The organism is Paenibacillus lautus (genome assembly GCF_050482385.1).
In the GTDB taxonomy this organism is placed as follows: Bacteria; Bacillota; Bacilli; order Paenibacillales; family Paenibacillaceae; genus Paenibacillus_AQ; species Paenibacillus_AQ lautus_B.
Map to the genome: position 1 here is coordinate 138,671 of NZ_JBCNHV010000010.1, position 20,180 is coordinate 158,850.

20 protein-coding genes are annotated in these 20,180 nt (G+C 47.9%); 3 read left to right on the forward strand and 17 right to left on the reverse strand.

All coding sequences use genetic code 11. The annotated features are described in order from the left end of the window. Positions 1-10: 10 nt before the first annotated feature. The gene (locus ABEW73_RS11670; protein WP_430170649.1) at positions 11-1,141 is read right to left on the reverse strand and encodes a tripeptidase T; all 1,131 of its coding nucleotides are present in this window, start codon (positions 1,139-1,141) and stop codon (positions 11-13) included. A 113-nt stretch (positions 1,142-1,254) separates the two neighbouring features. Between ABEW73_RS11670 and prli42 the strand changes: the two genes are divergently transcribed. After that, positions 1,255-1,356, forward strand: a complete 102-nt coding sequence (prli42, locus tag ABEW73_RS11675; protein ID WP_098742973.1) for a stressosome-associated protein Prli42 — start codon at positions 1,255-1,257, stop codon at positions 1,354-1,356. A gap of 25 nt (positions 1,357-1,381) precedes the next feature. Here the strand turns inward: prli42 and lipB are convergent, their stop codons facing one another. The 5 genes from lipB to lpdA all read right to left on the reverse strand — a co-directional run bounded on the left by lipB (position 1,382) and on the right by lpdA (position 7,228). After that, positions 1,382-2,062: a lipoyl(octanoyl) transferase LipB gene (lipB, locus tag ABEW73_RS11680; RefSeq protein ID WP_430170650.1), complete on the reverse strand. Its 681-nt coding sequence runs from the start codon at positions 2,060-2,062 to the stop codon at positions 1,382-1,384. 122 nt (positions 2,063-2,184) lie between these two features. Next, positions 2,185-3,591: a dihydrolipoamide acetyltransferase family protein gene (locus tag ABEW73_RS11685; RefSeq protein WP_430170652.1), complete on the reverse strand. Its 1,407-nt coding sequence runs from the start codon at positions 3,589-3,591 to the stop codon at positions 2,185-2,187. 17 nt (positions 3,592-3,608) lie between these two features. After that, the gene (locus tag ABEW73_RS11690) at positions 3,609-4,595 is read right to left on the reverse strand and encodes an alpha-ketoacid dehydrogenase subunit beta (protein WP_430170654.1); all 987 of its coding nucleotides are present in this window, start codon (positions 4,593-4,595) and stop codon (positions 3,609-3,611) included. A 3-nt stretch (positions 4,596-4,598) separates the two neighbouring features. Beyond that, entirely contained in the window at positions 4,599-5,627 is a 1,029-nt protein-coding gene (locus ABEW73_RS11695; RefSeq protein WP_430170656.1) for a thiamine pyrophosphate-dependent dehydrogenase E1 component subunit alpha, read from the reverse strand. A gap of 179 nt (positions 5,628-5,806) precedes the next feature. Further along, positions 5,807-7,228, reverse strand: a complete 1,422-nt coding sequence (gene lpdA / locus ABEW73_RS11700; protein ID WP_430170658.1) for a dihydrolipoyl dehydrogenase — start codon at positions 7,226-7,228, stop codon at positions 5,807-5,809. Positions 7,229-7,385: 157 nt separating this feature from the next. Here lpdA and ABEW73_RS11705 point away from each other — a divergent pair, with 157 nt between their 5' ends. Next, positions 7,386-7,691, forward strand: coding sequence for a DUF2627 domain-containing protein (locus tag ABEW73_RS11705; protein ID WP_430170660.1), 306 nt, complete (start codon positions 7,386-7,388; stop codon positions 7,689-7,691). A 174-nt stretch (positions 7,692-7,865) separates the two neighbouring features. On the opposite strand, the gene ABEW73_RS11710 is transcribed toward ABEW73_RS11705, so the two are convergent. The 6 genes from ABEW73_RS11710 to ABEW73_RS11735 form a co-directional block, all read right to left on the reverse strand. After that, a complete protein-coding gene (locus ABEW73_RS11710) occupies positions 7,866-8,078 on the reverse strand; it encodes a hypothetical protein (protein WP_430170661.1) in 213 nt (70 codons plus the stop codon). 66 nt (positions 8,079-8,144) lie between these two features. Next, complete coding sequence (locus ABEW73_RS11715; protein WP_430170662.1) at positions 8,145-9,032, reverse strand: NAD-dependent epimerase/dehydratase family protein; 888 nt, start codon at positions 9,030-9,032, stop codon at positions 8,145-8,147. Positions 9,033-9,274: 242 nt separating this feature from the next. Beyond that, positions 9,275-10,249: a glycoside hydrolase family 43 protein gene (locus tag ABEW73_RS11720; protein ID WP_430170664.1), complete on the reverse strand. Its 975-nt coding sequence runs from the start codon at positions 10,247-10,249 to the stop codon at positions 9,275-9,277. 79 nt (positions 10,250-10,328) lie between these two features. Continuing rightward, positions 10,329-11,240: a carbohydrate ABC transporter permease gene (locus ABEW73_RS11725; protein WP_430170665.1), complete on the reverse strand. Its 912-nt coding sequence runs from the start codon at positions 11,238-11,240 to the stop codon at positions 10,329-10,331. Between the two features lie 54 nt (positions 11,241-11,294). Beyond that, positions 11,295-12,170: a carbohydrate ABC transporter permease gene (locus ABEW73_RS11730; protein ID WP_430170667.1), complete on the reverse strand. Its 876-nt coding sequence runs from the start codon at positions 12,168-12,170 to the stop codon at positions 11,295-11,297. Positions 12,171-12,252: 82 nt separating this feature from the next. Further along, positions 12,253-13,494 carry an extracellular solute-binding protein gene (locus ABEW73_RS11735; protein ID WP_430170669.1) on the reverse strand — a complete coding sequence of 414 codons (1,242 nt, stop codon included), beginning with the start codon at positions 13,492-13,494 and terminating at the stop codon, positions 12,253-12,255. Between the two features lie 285 nt (positions 13,495-13,779). Here ABEW73_RS11735 and ABEW73_RS11740 point away from each other — a divergent pair, with 285 nt between their 5' ends. Then, positions 13,780-14,682 (forward strand): ArsR/SmtB family transcription factor, encoded by a 903-nt coding sequence (locus ABEW73_RS11740; RefSeq protein ID WP_430170671.1) that lies wholly within the window; start codon positions 13,780-13,782, stop codon positions 14,680-14,682. A gap of 244 nt (positions 14,683-14,926) precedes the next feature. Here ABEW73_RS11740 and spo0A read toward each other — a convergent pair whose 3' ends face one another. The 5 genes from spo0A to ABEW73_RS11765 form a co-directional block, all read right to left on the reverse strand. Beyond that, on the reverse strand, positions 14,927-15,730 hold the full coding sequence (spo0A, locus tag ABEW73_RS11745; RefSeq protein WP_076320894.1) for a sporulation transcription factor Spo0A: 804 nt from the start codon (positions 15,728-15,730) through the stop codon (positions 14,927-14,929). A gap of 197 nt (positions 15,731-15,927) precedes the next feature. After that, the gene (gene spoIVB, locus ABEW73_RS11750) at positions 15,928-17,262 is read right to left on the reverse strand and encodes a SpoIVB peptidase (RefSeq protein ID WP_430170672.1); all 1,335 of its coding nucleotides are present in this window, start codon (positions 17,260-17,262) and stop codon (positions 15,928-15,930) included. A 100-nt stretch (positions 17,263-17,362) separates the two neighbouring features. Further along, positions 17,363-19,102, reverse strand: coding sequence for a DNA repair protein RecN (gene recN / locus ABEW73_RS11755; protein WP_430170673.1), 1,740 nt, complete (start codon positions 19,100-19,102; stop codon positions 17,363-17,365). 52 nt (positions 19,103-19,154) lie between these two features. Next, positions 19,155-19,604, reverse strand: coding sequence for a transcriptional regulator AhrC/ArgR (ahrC, locus tag ABEW73_RS11760; RefSeq protein ID WP_430170675.1), 450 nt, complete (start codon positions 19,602-19,604; stop codon positions 19,155-19,157). A 17-nt stretch (positions 19,605-19,621) separates the two neighbouring features. Beyond that, positions 19,622-20,113: a hypothetical protein gene (locus ABEW73_RS11765; protein ID WP_430170676.1), complete on the reverse strand. Its 492-nt coding sequence runs from the start codon at positions 20,111-20,113 to the stop codon at positions 19,622-19,624. Positions 20,114-20,180 lie beyond the last annotated feature (67 nt).

Below are 20,180 nucleotides of genomic sequence, written 5' to 3' on the forward strand. Positions count from 1 at the left end.
TAATGATCGACTAAGCCTTAGCCGTTTCCTGGATGATCCCCACCACGATCTGCGCAGCCTTGATCAAATCAGAAGCTTGAATACGCTCTTGCGTGGTATGAATGTCTTGATATCCTATTGCCAAATTGACAGTTGGAACTCCAAGGCCGTTAAAAATGTTGGCGTCACTACCGCCTCCGGACCGGAACGTGCGGGTTGGCAAGCCCAAGCCGCCGATGGCCCGCTGCGCCAGCTGAACAACCTCATCATGTTCGTTAAAACTGAAAGCCGGGTATACGATTTCGCTAATGAACTCACAATTGGCGTTGTACTCACGAACGGTGGTTTCGAGCGCCTCACGCATATCGTTCACTTGCTTATCCACTTTCTCTTGAACGATACTGCGTGCTTCAGCATCAATCTGGACATGGTCACAGACGATGTTGGTTGCGCCCCCGCCTTGGAACTTGCCGATATTTGCCGTGGTTTCTTTGTCGATGCGTCCCAACTTCATTTTGGCTATCGCTTTAGAAGCGACCTGGATGGCACTGATGCCATCCTCCGGATTCACTCCGGCATGAGCTGACTTGCCTTTGATGATCATTTTGATTTTCGCTTGGGTCGGTGCGGCGACTGCGATCGATCCTAATTCACCATTGGAATCCAGGGCAAAACCGAGATCCGCATCCAAAACATCAGGGTCGAGCGCCCGAGCTCCCACCAGACCCGACTCCTCACCTACCGTAATGACAAATTGAACTTGTCCATGAGGGATGTTATTCTCCTGGATGACCCGAATACCTTCCAGCAGTGCCGCGATGCCCGCTTTGTCATCCGCACCGAGGATGGTCGTTCCGTCACTTCGGATCCAGCCGTCATCACCTAGCGTCGGCTTAATTCCTTTACCAGGTGTTACAGTATCCATATGGCAGGTAAATAGGAGCTTAGGCGCTTGCTGGGCCGCCTCGTCCGCTTTCCAGGTAATAATCAGGTTCCCTGCTCCGTGTCCTGTCTTTTCCTTGGCATCATCTTCGATGACATCAAAACCAAGACTGGAAAATTTATGTTTGAGAACGTTGGAGATCTCCTCTTCATGCTTGGTTTCGCTATCGATCTGAACCAATTCCATAAACTCTTGGATGATACGCTCTTCTGAGATCACTAGACTTCCCTCTCTTTCGCAGATACGATACAATGTCTTTATATCTATATCTCAATGAAATGATGCTGCTGCATGTATGTTCATCATTAAACCTATTTCAAAGGAGTTACACAATGCAACGTAAAAAGTGGTTTCGAATTGTTATCTATCTCATGCTGATTGCCATGGTCGGATCAACACTGCTGGTTATCCTTGAGCCATTGTTCTTTCGCTGATACCCTGCATTTACGATCGCCTAAGTTACAACCAATGAGCCTCATATGGAAATACCCGGGTGAAGAAAGGCACGATCTCCCGGGCTACTTCCTCTACTTCAAACATCCGCCCCGTGCAGTCCTCCAATGAAGTTACACCGTATTCCTGTATACCGCAAGGAATGATGCCTGCGAATCCCGCGTCGGCGATTCCGGATTTAATATTAAACGCAAACCCATGGCTCGTCACAAATCCTCGATGCTGGCGGCCTTTATTGAATTTAACGCCGATGGCGCAAATTTTTAAATCCCCCACCCATACCCCGGTGTACTCGGGTTTGCGGCCGGCTTCGATGTTGTATGATGCCAAGTAATCGATGATGACCTGCTCCACATCGCGCAGAAATCCGTGCAGATTCAAATTTTTGCCGCCATCCAGAAGTAACAGCGGATACCCGACAAGCTGTCCTGGACCATGATATGTAATGTCTCCGCCACGATCGATTTCAAACAGGCCGATGCCCTGTTTTTCCAATTCCTCTTTGCTTAAGAGCAAGTGCTCCGGATGACGCTGTGACCCCATGGTATAGGTTGGAGGATGTTGGAGGAGCATCAAGCGCTCATGCTGCTCTCCCTCATCGATGGCGGAAACATGTTTTTTCTGAAGCTCCCAAGCCATGCCATAATCTACAATCGGCGTGTACGATACATCTAACGGTTTGTTCATGTGCTAACGCCTTCTTTCATAGGGTTCCCACTAACCAATGAATGCTCCTGCGATTGACTTCGATATGAATGACGTCTGCGAACCTTCTTCCGAAGAATCAGGTCCGCAGATCATAGACGAAATTAATAAAGCTTCGTATCTAAGGTATAACCTTCCAGGTTATCTTTGACCCGCTGCAGGAATCTGCCGCAGATTACCCCATCCAAAATCCGATGATCGAGGGATAAACACAGATTCGCCATCGAACGGACAGCGATCATGTCATTGATGACCACCGGCTTTTTGACAATCGATTCAAACGTCAGAATTGCAGCCTGCGGATAGTTGATGATCGGATAGGACAAAATCGAACCGAAAGATCCCGTATTGTTCACCGTAAAGGTACCGCCCTGCATGTCGTCTAGTTTCAGCTTGCCTTCACGGGTCTTGCGTGCAAGCTCTTCGATCTCTCTTGCCAAGCCGGCAATATTCTTCTGATCGGCACGATGGATGACCGGCGTCAGCACGGAATCCTCTGTTCCTACGGCCAGGGACAGATTAATATCGCGCTTCACCACGATTTTATCCACGGCCCAGAAAGAATTCATGATCGGATAATCTTTAATTGCGTTCACAACGGCTTTCAGCAAAAAGGCCAGGTAGGTCAGATTAACGCCTTCCTTGCGCTTGAACTCATCCTTCAGCTGATTACGCAGCAGCACAATGTTGGTCACATCGACCTCAATCATCGTCCATGCATGCGGAATTTCCGTAACGCTTTGACGCATGTTTCTGGCAATGGCATTCCGCATCGGCGTAACATCAATAAAGTATTCCGATCTTCCGCCTTCCATTCCTTCCACTTCGATGGTCGGAATTTTCGGCGACTCCGTCAAATGCAGCCCGGAATGACGCACATTCGGAATGGCTGTACCAAGAGGAGGCGACGGTTCCGCAGGCGTCTGATGCTGCAGCCCCTGAAACGGCGAATTCCCACTCGGCTGTACCGTTTCCTTCGGCGCTTGGGCGCTCTGGGCAGGTGCTGCTCCGGCAGGAGTGCCTTGGCCTTGGGATGCTCCTCCCTTTTCAATATAAGTCAGTACGTCTTTACGGGTGATTCTGCCGCCCATGCCTGATCCCTGTACTTGCGAAAGGTCAATCTGATGCTCGGCTGCCAGCGTCTGCACAGCAGGCGAATACCGGAAACGCATCGACCCCTCTTCGCTGCCGCTTCCCTGATGCTGACCCACAGGAGTACTTGCTGCTGGCTGCGGTGAAGGAGTTCCGCCTTGACCAGAAGCCACAGAGATCCGGCAAATGATCTCGCCAACATTGACGGTCTGGCCCTCCTGGGCAAGAATGTCTCCCATGACGCCGTCCAAGGTGGATGGAATCTCGGCATTGACTTTGTCGGTAATGACTTCACAGATCGGTTCGTACTGCTCGATGGCATCCCCCGGCTTCTTCAGCCACTTGGCAATGGTCGCCGAAACAAGGGATTCCGCTAGCTGAGGCATCGTAACATCGGTCAATTTCTGATTTTCGGACATGCTCACACTCCCTGTTCTTAATAAAGCGCCAATTGACGCATGGATTCTTTGACTTTGTCCTTGTTAAGCATGAAGAATTTCTCCATCGGTGGACTGATTGGCATAGCCGGTACATCCGGACCGCACAAACGCATGATCGGGGCATCCAGATCATAGAGGCAGTGCTCGGCAATAATAGCGGATACTTCCCCGCCGACGCCGCCGGTCTTATTATCTTCATGAACGATCAGCACTTTACCCGTTGCACGGGCCGCTTCAATAATCGCTTCTCGGTCAAGCGGCTGTATGGTACGCAGATCCAGTACATGCGCGCTAATGCCTTCTTCCTTCTCTAGCTCTTCAGCAGCCTGCATCACAAAGTGCAGCGGCAGGCTGTAGCTGATCACCGTAATATCCGATCCTTCGCGCAGCAGATTCGCCTTGCCGATCGGTACAACGTAATCATCGTCCGGTACATCGCCAGTAATCAGCTTGTAGCATTTCTTGTTCTCAAAGAACAATACCGGATCCGGGTCGCGTATCGCGGCTTTCAGCAGCCCCTTCGCATCATAGGCCGAGTACGGCGCAACGATTTTCAATCCCGGCGTTCCGAAGAAAACCGATTCCGGGCACTGGGAATGATACAGCCCACCGAATATTCCGCCGCCAATCGGTGCGCGAATCACGACAGGACAGCTCCAATCGTTATTGGAACGATAGCGAATTTTCGCTGCTTCGCTAATGATCTGATTGGTTGCCGGGAACATAAAGTCCGAATATTGCATCTCGGCAATCGGCTTCATGCCATACATGGCAGCACCGATAGCCACACCGGCAATCGCGGACTCCGCGAGCGGGGTATCGAGCACCCTCATTTCGCCGAATTGATCCATCAAACCCTTTGTTGTTGTAAACACGCCGCCTTTGACGCCTACGTCCTCGCCTAACACAAATACGGACTCGTCACGCTCCATCTCTTCCTTCATGGCCAGGCGAATTGCATCGATATATTCCATTACTGCCATCCTTTACACGCCCCCTTCGTCATCGGCATATACGTGAAGAAGCGTATCTTCTGGCTTCGGAAATGGAGCCAAGTCTGCAGATTCCGTCGCTTCTTTGATCTCCAGGTTTAATTGTGCGATCAAATCCTGATCGCGTGCTTCGTCCCAGAGCCCGCAGTCGACCAAATAGTTCTTAAAGCGGGCGACGCCGTCTTTCTTCCAGTTCTCTTCGACCTCTTCTTTTGTCCGGTACGCCAAATCGTTATCCGATGTGGAGTGCGGAGACAAACGGTACATCATGGATTCGATCAGCGTTGGGCCTTCTCCGCGAATCGCACGTTCACGCGCTTCCTTCACGGCCGCATACACCTCAAGCGCATCGTTGCCGTCCACTCGAACGCCCGGAAATCCATACCCGAGAGCGCGGTCGCTTACCTTCCCGCTAATCTGTTTATGAAGCGGCACCGAAATGGCATATTGGTTATTCTCGCACATCATAATGACAGGGAGCTTGTGAACGCCCGCAAAGTTGCAGCCCTCATGAAAATCTCCCTGATTGCTTGAGCCTTCGCCAAACGTAACAAACGATACAAAATCTTTCTTCTGCATCTTCGCAGCCAGCGCGATACCCACTGCATGCGGAAGCTGTGTTGTTACTGGGCTGGAGCCTGTCACAATTCGCAGACGTTTACTACCAAAATGTCCCGGCATCTGCCGTCCGCCGCTGTTCGGATCCTCGGCCTTGGCAAAGGCTGACAGCATCAGTTCGCGAGGCGTCATGCCCACTGTCAATACGAATCCATAGTCACGGTAATAGGGTAAAAAGTAATCCTTCTCCCGGTCAAGAGCAAAAGCAGCAGCAACCTGACATGCTTCCTGCCCGATTCCGGATACGTGAAAATTAATTTTGCCCGCACGCTGCAGCAGCAGGTTGCGCTCATCGAATTTTCGCGCCAGCACCATATATTTGTACATGTCTAGCACTTGTCCGTCGGTCAGTCCAAGCTGCTCATGCCTATTGTTGTTTGCCGTAACCGTTTCATGTTCTTTCATGGAGATCCCTCCTTTATGTGAGCCATGACTTCAGGCTTGACCATCCGCCTCGTAACATGAGGTTAAAGGGCGTGTTTGATCAAGTATTAAAACCTGGTACTAAGACTTGGCTTAATGTTATTATAATCCCTTTCTCGGCAAAAAGAAATGAGGGATTCCACAAAAGGATGTTCTTATCCCTACAAACCGATGGCTCGTCCATCCACCGCAAGCATCGCTTCGCCGATGATTTCGGATAATGAAGGATGGGCATGCACTGCCGCTCCCACTTCCCATGGAGTTGCATCCAGTACTTGTGCCAGTGCTGCTTCGCCGATCAGCTCGGTTACATGCGGTCCAATCATATGCACGCCCAGAATATCCTGCGTCTTCTGATCGGCAATGACCTTCACGAACCCCTCCTTTGTTCCGTGGATCAACGATTTGCCAATCGCCGAGAACGGGAATTTACCGATTCTGATCTCATGTCCGCGTTCTTTAGCCTGCTTCTCCGTTAGTCCTACGCTCGCTACCTCATGACGGGTATAGATACAGCGAGGAATCCATTCACTGCGGTAGGCTTCCGTCTTCTCGCCAGCCAAATGGTTCACGGCTGCAATCCCTTCGTGGCTTGCCGCATGGGCAAGCTGAAGACCCCCGATGCAATCGCCGATCGCGTAAATATGGGGCTCCGTTGTTTGCATATTGGCATTTACCACAATGACGCCATTTGCAACCCGAACGTCAGTATTTTCAAGCCCGATATTTTCAGTATTGCCGATTCTTCCAACAGAGAGTAACAGCTTGTCCGCTGACAATGTTCTTGTATCGTCCTTTTGCTCGATCGTGATGGACACGCTTTGATTCCGAATCTCACAGCTGTCGGTTTGAAGTGATACGTTGGTGATCACCTCTACGCCTCTGGCGGTGAGCATCTTTGTCAGCTCACGTCCAATCTCCTCGTCTTCGGCTGGCAGCAGATGGGATGAAGCTTCTACAATTGTGACCTGAACGCCAAAGTCATTCAGCATCGAAGCCCATTCCACGCCGATTACGCCGCCTCCTACGATGATGATGGATGCAGGAAGCTCGTCCAGCTGAAGCGCATGGTCGCTTGTTAGTATATGTATGCCGTCAGGCTCAAGCCCCGGTAAGTGACGCGGACGGGAGCCGGTCGCGATGATCAGATGAGTGGGAACCACGGTTTCCATCTCGCCATCCGGAAGCTCAACCGCTACGGCCCCGCTGCGCGGAGAGAAGATGGACGGGCCAATGACTCTCCCTTTGCCCTGCACGACGGTAATTTTATTTTTGCGCATCAAATATTGAACGCCTTGGTGCAGCTTATCAACGATACCGTCTTTGCGCTTCTGCACTTTGTCAAACGATAGCCGGACCCCGTCCGTCTCGATTCCATAGCTCTCGCTATCCTTCATTTCCGCATACAGCTCGGCACTCCGAAGCAATGATTTGCTCGGAATACAGCCGCGGTGCAAGCAGGTTCCCCCCAGTTTGTCCTGCTCGATGATGACCACATTTTTACCGAGCTGGGCTGCACGGATGGCCGCAACATATCCACCGGTTCCCCCGCCAAGAATTGCTACATCACATGTTATCGCCACAAACGGCACCTCCAAAATAAGTCCAATTATACCCTTTCATTGTACTCTCTTTTTTTCGGATTACAAAATCATCACCCATAATCGAAATAGACATTACCCTATGAAAAAGGTATGATAAACGGTAGTTCATTACATCAGTCCCAGGAAGGAATCTTCTATGAAAATGTTAATTTCCCGCTTTATTGCCATCTTGATTTTGGTTATCCCGGGTTTTATGGCAATGATGGGTTTCTTAATGATGAAAGATGCGGTTTTTCTATATATTTCCGTTCATGGGGATGACAGTGTGGCAAACCCCGCTTTCGGTTGGCTATCTTTTCTAGGCGGGCTGGCACTGTTTGTCATCGGTATCGGATTCTTGGGCGGCTGGATTCTGTTCCGGGACCGCAAGCGAAATTACGTTGGACCAAGATTCAAAAAGAAGCGCCAGGCGCCAAAGTCCGGAACACCATCTAAAAGCTAATTCATAAGAAAAATGTCTATCGACGTACTTCAAAGAAGACAGACCGCGGTTAGCTGTAATTTTTCTTGCGATATCAGGAAGCCCATGCTTCGTATGTTTACACTTTATGATATCTTCCAAAAAAACACCGGGGAGCCCTCCCCGGTGTTTATCATATGTTCTGGACTCCGCCGTTTATTCCATCAGTGCGTCCTTCAGTTTACTCGACATTCTTGTTTCTCTGGACGTCGCTTTCAGTGCGGTTTTCCGCAGATTGAAATTTTGCTTCGTCAAAGCTTCCAGCTCTTCATACATCGCATGGATTAGCGTTAGTGCTTCCGGAGATAAGTCTCCCTTGGATTCCACCTCTTGAATACGCTCTTTCCATGCCTCCATCTTGTCGCTCATGCTGATCTTCCTTTCAGGGCACTTCCCTCTTATCTTTCTTCAAATAATAACAAGCCTGCTCTTTCGCTAACGAACCTTCAAATCGGCGGACAATTCCGCAATCAATTTCGGCATCCAGTCGTGCAAATCCCAGAATTTAAACCCGGCAGCTGCCGCTTTGCCATGATCCATCGTCCAATCTCCCGGAATTCCGAACGGAGACATGTGATCAGGTGCTGCCGAAGACTGCAGCGGTGCCGAGCTCCCAATTTCCCGCTGGATCAAGTTCATTATTTCCCGGACCGAAATCGTTCCGCTGGAGCAAGCATTTACCGGGCCTTCCAATTGGACATGACCTGCCCATTCCAGAAACTCCGCCGCTTCCTCGGCATGCACAAACGAGATTTGTGCATCTGGATCAGGCAATCCAATCGCTTCTCCTTGCGCTGCATGCTCAATATGAAAAAGCAGTCTTCGCGTGTAATCATCCGGTCCCAGCACAATCGGCAACCGGACAGCCGTAACGTTCAGATTATGGCGACCGAATAATACCGCCTCTGCCTGGCGTTTGCCTTCCTTATAGCTGTAGTCTCTGCTTTCGTTTGTCATGACAGGGTATCGGTAGGGATCAAATTCCTCTTCCCTCACCGGATGATCCGCAAAATCATAGACCGATAACGTGGAGGTCAGCACGTATTGTCCTATTCGTCCAGCAAAGATGTCTGCAGCTTGTCCCGCTTCTTCCGGAGTATAACATATATTATCATATACGATATCAAAGTCCTGGCTTCCCACTGCCTGTTTTAAGCTTTCCGGGTCCTTCCGATCCACGGCAAGCCGCGCAACGGCACCTCCGAATGAATCCTGGTGATGTCCACGCGTCAAAATCGTAACGGCATCGCCTTTAGCCAGCAGCCGGTTAACCAGCCTTTTACCAAAAAAGCGGGTCCCGCCTAATACTAATATCTTTGCCATTTATAATTCCTCCTTACCAGGAAATAAGAATATGTTAGTAAAACTACGCTTAATACATCCTTAACCATCTTATAAAACTATCTGTCCTTTTTTCTCCATCCATATCGAAGACTCCTTCTTTTTTCCTACTTTATATTATGCTCCTTGCCTCCTAAAATGTAAAAAACCGACCAAGCTGTTAAGCTCAGTCGGTCTGATGTTTGCAAATCCATCTGGTCCAAACCCCAATTACAAAGTCGGCATCATGGCTTGGAGACCGGTTCATGATCCGCTCTTGGCACCCCAAAATTCGGCGTTCCGTCTTCGTTCCACCGGATGACCTGTACGCGCGTATGACGATTCGGATCATATAGTGGATCTCCCACGATCTCCTTGTAACTTCTCGCATGGTACACCAGCACGTCCTGCGAGCCATCCTCGGAAACCGTGAAGCTGTTGTGCCCCGGCCCATATTGGCCATTAAGCTCAGATGTCTTAAATACGGGGTCAGGCGATTTAACCCAGGAGCTCGGATTTAGCAAATCACTGTCCTCATCGGCTGTCAGCAGCCCCATCGCATAGTTGTGGTCTGTGGCGCTCGCGGAATAAGTCATGAATATGCGCCCGTTGCGCTTAAGAACGGCGGCCCCTTCATTTACAAGATACCCGATCTTCTCCCAATGGTACTCGGGAACCGATATGCATACCTGTTCCCCTGTCAGGGTCCAGGGATTCTCCATCAATGAGATGTACAGATTGGAGTTTCCTGGAATGTCCGGATCTTTCTGAGCCCATACATAATACCGTTTGCCTTTATGCTCAAACGTTGTTGCGTCCAGGGCGAAAGATTCCCACTTCGTAATCACTTGCCCCTTCTCCACCCATTCTCCTTCAAGCGGGTTCGCCGAAACGTTCTCCAATACGAACATTCGATGATCGAACAATCCGTCTCTCGTTTCTGAAGTATGGGCAGCGGCGTAATATACATACCATTTCCCGGCCATATAATGAATCTCGGGTGCCCATATGTTGGCACTCATCAGGCCTGACTCATGCTTGCGCCAGATCGTAATTCCTTCGGCATCCGCAAGCCCTTGTATCGTTTGTGAGCGTCTTAGCTCAATTCGGTCGTATTCCGGCACGGAACCGGTAAAGTAATAATAACCATCGGTATGTTTATAGATCCACGGATCTGCCCGCTGTTCGATCAGGGGATTTTTTATATTTAATTCAGACATGGTGACGACTCCTATACCTTATAGTTTGACTTCCGCTAGCTTTCTATTTTTACTCGTCTATTTGAATCCAATCTTCTTGCTATCCTTTGATGCCCGCGTTTAAGTTGATTGACTGCACAAAATATTTCTGGGCAAACAGAAACAACAGCAGCGTCGGAATGATGGCCAGGATCGCGGAACCCATCAATTGTCCGATCATGCGATAATTGCCGTAAATGTCCTGTAACAACAGCAGTCCTGCTGTGACCGGCATCTTCTCTACATCGGTATAAACGATAACGGGCCAGAGGAAATCATTCCAGGAACCCGTAAATGAAAACAATCCGCATACAATCAATACAGGTTTCATGAGCGGCAAAATAATAGAGGAATAGATTCTAAAATCTCCCGCGCCATCAACACGCGCCGATTCATCCAGATCCTTGGGAACGCCCATCATGAATTGTCTGACCAAAAAAATGTTCCCCATCCCGGCCAAACCTGGAATGATCATCGCCCAAGACGTATTCACCCATCCCAGCGCATCAATGATTTTATAAGACGGAATCAGATTCACTACCCCGGGAAAGAAGGAAATTCCAAGCAAGGTAAAGAATAAGGTGTCCCTTCCTTTAAAGTTGATGCGTGAGTATCCGTAACCGGTAATGGAAATGACCACGATCACGAGCAGCGTATGCATCGTTGCAATAAATACGGAATTCATCAACCAGCGCAGGATGGGCGCGGTCGACGTGTTTTGCAGGATCGTGACATAATTGTCGAAAATCCAGTTATCGGGCAGCAGTCGGAAACCGCTGGAAACCACCTCGGCCTGGGACCGAAAAGATGTGGTGATGCCAAATATGACCGGGATTGCCCATATTACACACAGGATGATCAGAAATGCGTAAGCTATATATTTGGACACGCTTATGTTGGCTGAAGCCTTCTTTGGACCCGAGCGACCAAGCTTGGAATCCGCGTTCACTTCATGTACTACCGGGTTCGACATTGCACAGTACACCTACCTTTTATCGTTTCCTTCGTTTGCGAGCTGAACATGTCGCTAGGACGCGTTTCGGTTCATCACATAATACTGAAGGGCTGAAATGACAAGAATGACCAGTCCGAGCAAAACTGCCATCGCAGAAGCCATGCCGGCAATCGATTCCCCGTGACCGAAGGCCAGCTGCCGGATGTACATCATCAATACGGTTGTGCTCTGTCTTGGTCCTCCGTCCGTCATCATTAATGGCTGACCGAATACGTTAAAGGCTCCGGCTGTCGTCATAACAAAGGTATAGATCAGCGGAAAACGAATGGAAGGCAGTGTAATGCTTGAAAATCTGCGGATAGGCCCCGCTCCATCCATCTCGGCCGATTCATACAAATCCTTGGATACCCCGCTGATGGAAGCCCGGTAGATAATCATGTTCCCACCGACTCCGCCCCACACCGTAATGACAATAATGATCAGCCAGGCATAGGGCTGGTTGGCCGCCCAGACTGTTTCAGAGCCGAAGATATTATTCGTGATCCCAAGCTGCTTATTGAAGATTAAAGACCAGATCAGTGCCGCTGCGGAGATCGAAATGAGTCCGGGAATATAGAGTATGGACTGAATGACATTTTTCATCTTCACTTTCTTGTGTTCCAGCGATACGGCAATCATTAACGGAATGATAATTAATATAGGTACACTTAGAACAACAAAGATCAGCGTGTTTTTTAATCCATTCATAAATTGGGTGTAAAAGGTGGACTCCGCGTCAAACAGAATCGTTTTATAGTTGGCCAAGCCGACCCACATAGGGTCATTGATCAGATTCCACTGCGTAAAGGAAGCATAGATCCCGTATAGAGTCGGCAATAGAATAAATACGATAAAAAGTATCAGATGGGGACCTACAAAGAAATAAGGCGTCAACGACTTCTTATTCATACCCTTTCATTTCTCCTTTGGAAAAGAAACGTGTCATGAAAGCAAGGACATTTTTCTTTTTTTCAATCTGCTCTGCTGTCATTTACTTTGCGGCACTGCTGCCTTCCGCGATTTTATCCTCTACAAATTTCTGCATCGTCGCCAGGGTTTCGTTGATGTCAACATTCCCCCGTACGATATCCGCTGCATATGTATCTACAGCCTCCGCTACGTATGGATAGTACTCGTAGGTGTAAATGTACAAGGACTCAATTTCTTTTTCGTTGGAGGTAAAGAATGACTGAATATAGTTACTGTACTCCGGGCTCTCAATGACTTGTTTACTCGCTACGATCTGTCCCGCTTTTGCCCACTCAATCGAGTTTTGGCGGATGAATTCCAGGAACTGACCGATGGCTAGCTCTTTTTCATCCGTTCTCTTATCGTTCTTCAGCATGGAGAATAAGTGCGAAGAGGCTCGGTTCGTATACTTGTCTGCACTCGTCGAATAAATGTTGGTTACGCCAAAGTCCAATCCATCCACTGCTGCGTGTGCCGTCGAGCTCCATGTGCCGTCAGTGGAAAATAAAACGTTTCCAGCTTGGAACATCAGATATCCGTCCTCACCAAAAGGGGTCATCAAGCCTGCATCCGATACTTTCTTAATCTCCGTAAACGCTTGTTTCATGGCTTCTGTGTTCACGGCAGGCTTGCCGTCTTGTTGAATGTCGCCGCCCAGGTTCTGGATTTGCGCTAACACAACCCAGCCCAATAGTGCGTCATTGATCACGTAATCGCCTTCATCCAACTTGCCTTGCAGTGACAAAATTTCATCAATGGTCACGACATCATCATCCAGGAAGCTTTCAACATTGTATTTTTTGAGCAAACTTTTGTTGTAATACATCGCATTGCTGTGAATATCAAGCGGTACCGTATAATGGGTGCCCTCTACGTTTCCGGTTGCCCAGGCCTGCGGCAAATAGTTATCCGCTTTCAATTCTGGTTGGTTTTGCATGACTGCCGTCATCGGCTCCAACACACCTTGCTTCACGAAGCTTGGAACGCGGTCCGCATGAATAATGGACAGATCAGGAACGCCTTTGCCTGAATTAAGAACTGTTGATATTTTTGTATACATATCCGAGGTAATCACATGCTTCACTTTGTACTCGGGATTGGTGGCGTTGTAATCCTTCACAAGTTGATCCATGTAAGCCCCGTCATCACCTGTCAAAGGCGTCCAAAAGGTAATGGTGTTCTTATCCCCGTTGCCACATCCCCCTAGTACCGCTACCGCTAACAATACAAGTATGAGTGAAACCCCCATTTTTTTCTTCAACAAACTCTCCTCCTATTACTAATCATTTGGTTAATCATTCACTGGCCTGAATGTTGAAAACGATTAACTTTGGTTCAGTATACACTCGTTTTGAAAACGGTGTCAATAACATAAATATAAATCTTTATCGATAATATTTTATTTAATTAACTATTATGTTAATCAAATTATTGGAATTTTGTTGTATTAAATGGTGAGATTTATATGCAGGTTAATAAAGCATGTGTTATGATGCGTATTAGTTAATGAATTTTGTTTATGAAAAAACTTGTTGAAAGAAGTGGTCATATGCAATTGGAAATAGACAAGTCATCGCTTGTGGTTTACGAGGCTTTGGCCAGCGAAGTTCGAATCAAGATTATTCAGCTGCTCTCCAAAAACAAAATGAATATCAAAGATTTGGCCCATGAACTTCAAATCAGCAGTCCGATTGTGACAAAACATATTAAAAAACTCGAAGATGCAGGCATAATCCGCACAGAAAAAGTGCCGGGAAAATCGGGCCAACAGAAAATTTCAATCCTGAAGGTGGATCATATCGAAATCAACTTCCCGAAAAAAATCTTTCATTCCTTTGCTTCTTACGAGGCTTCCGTGCCGATCGGACATTACACGGACTATGATCTGAAGCCTACCTGCGGGCTTGCGACCGAGAAGGAATTTATCGGGCGGGTGGACGAGCCCAAATACTTCATGGATCCCAAGCGCGTGGATGCAGAAATACTATGGTTTACCGAGGGCTTTATCCAATACAACATCGCTAACTTCCTTCAAAAGGATGAAAAGCTGCAGCAGTTCGAAATCAGTTTGGAGATTTCCTCAGAATTCCCCTTTTCCAATGATGTCTGGCCTTCCGACATTACCTTCTCTTTAAACGGGATCGAACTCGGCACGTGGACAAGCCCAGGGGATTTTGCGGATACGCGGGGGAAATATACGCCTGCATGGTGGCCGCACAATATCAACCAATACGGACTGCTAAAGACGATACGAATTACGAGCCACGGTACGTATATCGATGGAGACCCGCTCTCTGCTGTCTCCATAGACGATTTGGATGCAACCTGTGATCGCTGGACCTTCCGAATTGAAGTGAAGGAAGATGCAAAGCACGTTGGAGGCGCCACCTTATTTGGCAAGAAGTTCGGAAACCACGAGCAGGATATCCAGTTCAAAATGTATTATCTGTGAAGCAATCGAAGGTACGTAACACCGAAGGACGTTGAGCGGGTTATGTTACCCAAACAAAAACAAACCAGCCGGATTAAGGGCTGGTTTGTTTTTGTTGAAAGTCGATGACCAAAACAATAAAATCACTCCTTCACAGATTACGACATCGCAACCAATAAAGGAGTGATTTCAATGTTTCGCGCAGGTAGACATTTAGGGCAACCACTTTCATTTACCCTAAATCTCTTCCTTAGTCCTTACCCTTTCAAGACACCTTATGCTCAATTCTCAGCTTGTCTGCCACCATCGCGATAAACTCGCTGTTGGTTGGCTTGGATTTGCTGATGTTGATGGTGTAGCCGAACAGATGGCTAATGGAATCGATGTTTCCGCGAGTCCAGGCTACTTCGATGGCATGACGGATTGCACGTTCCACACGGGAAGGCGTTGTTTTGAATTTCTCTGCGATCGCTGGATACAACGTTTTCGTGATCGCCCCTAGAATTTCGATATTGTTGTATACCATGGTAATGGCTTCACGCAAATATTGGTAGCCCTTGATATGAGCAGGAACACCAATCTCATGGATAATCGAAGTGATATTCGCGTCCAGATTTTTACCTTTTCCCATAGGAACCACATTGGATTTCATACTTGTAAATGACGCGCCTGACGAAATGCTGCTGGACGAGCCAACGAGTTGACGAATGCGGCTGGCGAGCACCTCCATATCAAACGGTTTCAAAATATAATAGGAAGCACCCAATTGTACCGCTCGCTGCGTAATATTTTCCTGACCAAATGCCGTAAGCATAATGACTTTCGGCTGCGGAGACAAATTCATATCGCGTAATCGTTCAAGTACGCCAAGGCCGTCCAAATGAGGCATAATAATATCAAGGATCAGCACATCCGGTACTTTTCCCGTTTCCTCAATCATGCTCAATACTTCTTCGCCATTATAAGCGATTCCGGATACCACCATATCTTGTTGATCCGAAATGTATTCACCAAGCAGGTTTGTAAACTCACGGTTGTCGTCTGCCAATAATACTTCGATCTTTTGCAATTCGTGCTCCTCCTTTATCAGATCAGTTGTTAGTTTAGAACATTTTTCTTGTGTATAAAGTTTTCGACATACTGATTTAAATTCCTTCTGTCGAAAATTATTTTTCTTTATTTTTTTTTGAAGTTGATTTATAATTAAATATTTTGTTTCAAATTAATCTCTATTTCGTTATTTTACGACAAAAAAATCTCAAGGCATTAACCTGCCTTAAGATTTTGAGGAGTTGATTCTGTAGATTGTAATACGCCGGAGTCCTGAAGCATCCATTCAATAAAGCATCCATACCCCGATTTAGGATCATTTACAAAAACGTGGGTAACCGCTCCAATCAGCTTGCCGTCTTGAACGATTGGACTGCCGCTCATGCCTTGTACAATCCCGCCAGTCTTCTTAAGCAGTCTTGGATCGGTAATACGGAGTACAAGCCCTTTCGTTGCGGGAACATCCTGTTTAGAAACATGAACGATATCCACTGTAAAACGTTCAACCTCTTGCCCTTCAACGACAGTTAAAATCTCTGCCGGACCTTCCTTGACCTCATGAGATAAGGCTATCGGAATTGGCTCCTGATACAAACCGTGTTCAGGAAGATTATTCATTTTACCGAAGATGCCAAAATGGGTATTGCGCTCAACATTGCCCAAAATCTTGCCGTCTTTTGTGAAGGTCGCCCGCTTTTCTCCCGGCTCGCCTTCTTCACTTCGGCTAATGGATGTAACATTGGACTGAACAATCTGGCCGCTTCCAACATCAATGGGTGTTTGAGTATTCATATCGGTAATGACATGGCCCAAAGCCCCGTAGACTTTCTGGTGAGGTGCGTAGAAAGTTAAAGTGCCTACACCTGCTGCAGAATCACGGATATACAAACCAAGGCGCCAGCTCTGATCTTCTTGATCATATGCCGGGCTCAGCTTGGTTTCCATTTCTTTGCCGCCACGCTTAAAGGAGATATCCAATGGCTTATTGGCTTTACCGGCCTTCTCGACGATATCAGCAACCTTTGTGACATCATTAAGCGACTTTCCATCCATCGTGGTCAGCAGATCGCCAACCTTCAGGCCGGCTGCTTCTCCAGGGGACACTTTAGCACCGTTTTGAACACGTACCAGATGATGTCCAACGACCAGTATACCGGAGGATTTCACTTTGACGCCGATGGTCTGACCTCCAGGAATGACCTTTAGCTCGGGGATCACCTTCACATGAACTGTCTTCAGAGGAATTTTACCAAATAATTTCAGGGTAACTTCGGCATTTCCGCTTTGCTGGGGATTCAGCTGAAGTGGATGCTTTAGCGATACTTGAAGTTTTGACTCGCGGGAGCCGTTAAGCTGCAGGACATCCGGGCGATCAACTGAAGCGAGGGCTTGAACAGGCATGGCCACATCAAGACGGGACTGCTGACCGGAAATCAATCTCAGCTCATTAGGCAATGAAGCAAAAGACTGGACAGGATCAGCAGTTCCAATGAAACAAAGAAGGAAAGCAAGAACGAAACCGAGCAGTTTTCTCCTGAGGTTGGGCTTCAATGGCTGTCACGCTCCCTTTTTCTTCTTTCGCTTGACGAAAAGGTGGTCGCCAATTGCGTACCTTTAAGTTACCCTGCCCTTATGGATTTATAACTGTCAATCATTGACCCGGAGCCTTTCTGGAAGCCTTTTGCGCTGCCGCCAGATTGAGCATTTCTTGGGCATGATGAAGTGTCTTTTCGGTGATCTCGACTCCGCCAAGCATCCGTGCAAGCTCTTTTACACGCCCCTCCTCATTCAGGTTTTCTACTTGCGTCATCGTTCTGGAGGCTTCCAGCTTCTTCTCGATTAAATATTGATGATCCGCCATGCATGCGACCTGCGGCAAATGCGTAATGGAGAACACCTGGCAAGTTTTGGCCAGCAAAAACAGCTTCTCCGCAATCGATTGGGCAGCCCTTCCACTGACACCTGTGTCGACTTCATCAAAGATTAAGACCGGTATTTGATCATGACGGGCAAATATACTCTTCATCGCCAGCATAATTCTGGACATTTCTCCACCCGAAGCAATTTTGGCAAGCGGACGCAGTGGCTCACCTGGATTGGCGGATATGAGGAATTCAGCCGTATCCATCCCTTGTCTGGTCAACCTTACTTTATGTCCTTCATACTCATAACCGTTGGGATCCAACTGCAGTTCCATACGAACCTCAAGCGAGGTGCGCTCCATTTGAAGATCCTTCAGTTCTCCCTCCACTTGCCGTGCTAAATCTTGCGCACAGTGCTTGCGGGCAATACTAAGCTCTTTAGCGCTAACCAACAGCACGCTTAACAACTCGTCACGACGCTGTTCCAATGCTTGGATAAATTCGTCCTTATTCTCCAGCATATCGGTTTCCTGCTGAATTCTCACGTAGTATTCCAGAATTTGCTCAACATTATCCCCATATTTTCGCCGCAATCCGGAGATCATATCTAAACGAAGCTCAATTTCGTTCAGACGTTCCGGATTAAATTCAATGCTGTCGCGGTAATCCCTTAGCTGGAATACGGCATCCTCCAGCTGATAATAAGCGGATTGCAGCTGCTCAACAAGCGGCTTTAACCCCTTCTCATCGTAGCCGGACACATCCTCCAATCTGGATAGGGCACGGCTGACGGATTCCAGTCCCGAGGATCCGTACAATAGGTCGTACGCTCCGGCAACGGAATCCATCATCTTCTCGCTGTGGGACAGCTTGGTTCTTTCTTCGGACAATTCCTCGTCTTCACCGGATTTTAGCTCCGCCGCCGCAATCTCCTCCAACTGAAACCGATACATATCGAGCATTTGATATGCCTTCTGGCTGGTCTCCTGCAGGTCCTTGAGCTCACGCTCCACTTTGCTGAATTCCCCGTACAATTCTTGATATTTCCGCTTGGCAGGTCCGATCACCTTATCCCCGTAGGTGTCCAAAAGACTCATATGCTGCTCTGAACGCAGCAAGCTTTGATGTTCATGCTGACCATGGATATTGATGAGCTTTTCTCCAACTTCGCGCAGCATGCTTAAATTCAGCAGCTGTCCGTTAATACGGGACGTGCTTTTTCCTTGAGATGTCAGTTCCCGCCGTATCAACAAATGCTCTTCTGGATCCGCTTCAACACCCAGCTTTTTCAGCGTATCCCATACGGGATGCCCTGCATGCAGCTCGAATAAAGCCTCAATCTCTGCTTTGTCGCAGCCGTAGCGAATCAGTTCAGCTGAGCCGCGGCCGCCGGCAATTAATCCCAGCGCATCGATTATGATGGACTTACCTGCACCGGTCTCCCCTGTCAGAACGTGAAATCCCGGATAAAAATGCACATCCACACTTTCTACAACCGCCAGATTCCGAATGGATAGCGTGTTTAACATGTTTCCCACCTCCGCTACTGCTTAAAAAACTGCCAATGAGTCACACAATTGATTACGAAATGAAATTTTTGATTTGGGTTACCACATGTTCTCCGTCATCTTCCGTTCGGCAAATCAGCAATATCGTGTCATCGCCGCATATGGTCCCCATGATCTGAGTCCATTCCATATTATCGAGCAGCACGGCTACGGAATTGGCTGTTCCAGGCAAGCATTTCATGACGACAAGATTACCGGTACGGTCAATGTAAACAAAATTATCGATAAGCGCTCTTTTGAGCTTCTGTACAGGGTTATAACGCTGATCTGTCGGCATGGAGTATTTGTATCGCCCATCGTCTGTAGGCACCTTAATGAGCAGCAGTTCTTTGATATCACGTGAAATCGTAGCTTGAGTGACCTGAAAACCTTCAGCACGCAATGCGTCTACAAGCTCATCCTGTGTCTCAATATCCTGGTGGGTAATAATATCCCTGATTTTAATATGGCGTTGTCCCTTCATAAAGAGCCTCCTGAGTATTAACTGTTGTAATCATCTTGACCAATCCATTCTTCGTCAGACCAATCCATGCTTAAACGCTGAATCGACTTCTCGTTCACATCAATATAGAGCAGGCCGGCACATTCGGGATACAGCAGCAAAAAAGGCATCAACCGATCGCGAATGCCGGGGCCCGTCCAATCGACCGGCATCCGTTCCCGTGCCAGCTTGACCATGTACAGCTCGCCACTGTCATCGGATGCAACGTAATCGATAAACAACCGACTCAAAATAGGTCTCTGCCCCGTTTCAAACGATAAGTTTATTTTTACTTTACCCCCAACCACGTCATATCCTTCTTGTTCGAGCATCCCAATGGCTGGGTGATCTGGAATGTGTTCATTGATCGGGATGCCCGGCAGTCGATCCGGTGATGGCGACATCAGCCAACGATTCAGCCTATAACCGATAAGCAAGGCAATGACGACACCAAGCAATATCATCAATAACCAATCATAACGCTCATTCATCCTCTCACCTCGAATTTTGTATTCGCGGATGAGAACATCAATTCCTCTTTTTCAGCAAAAGAAACCC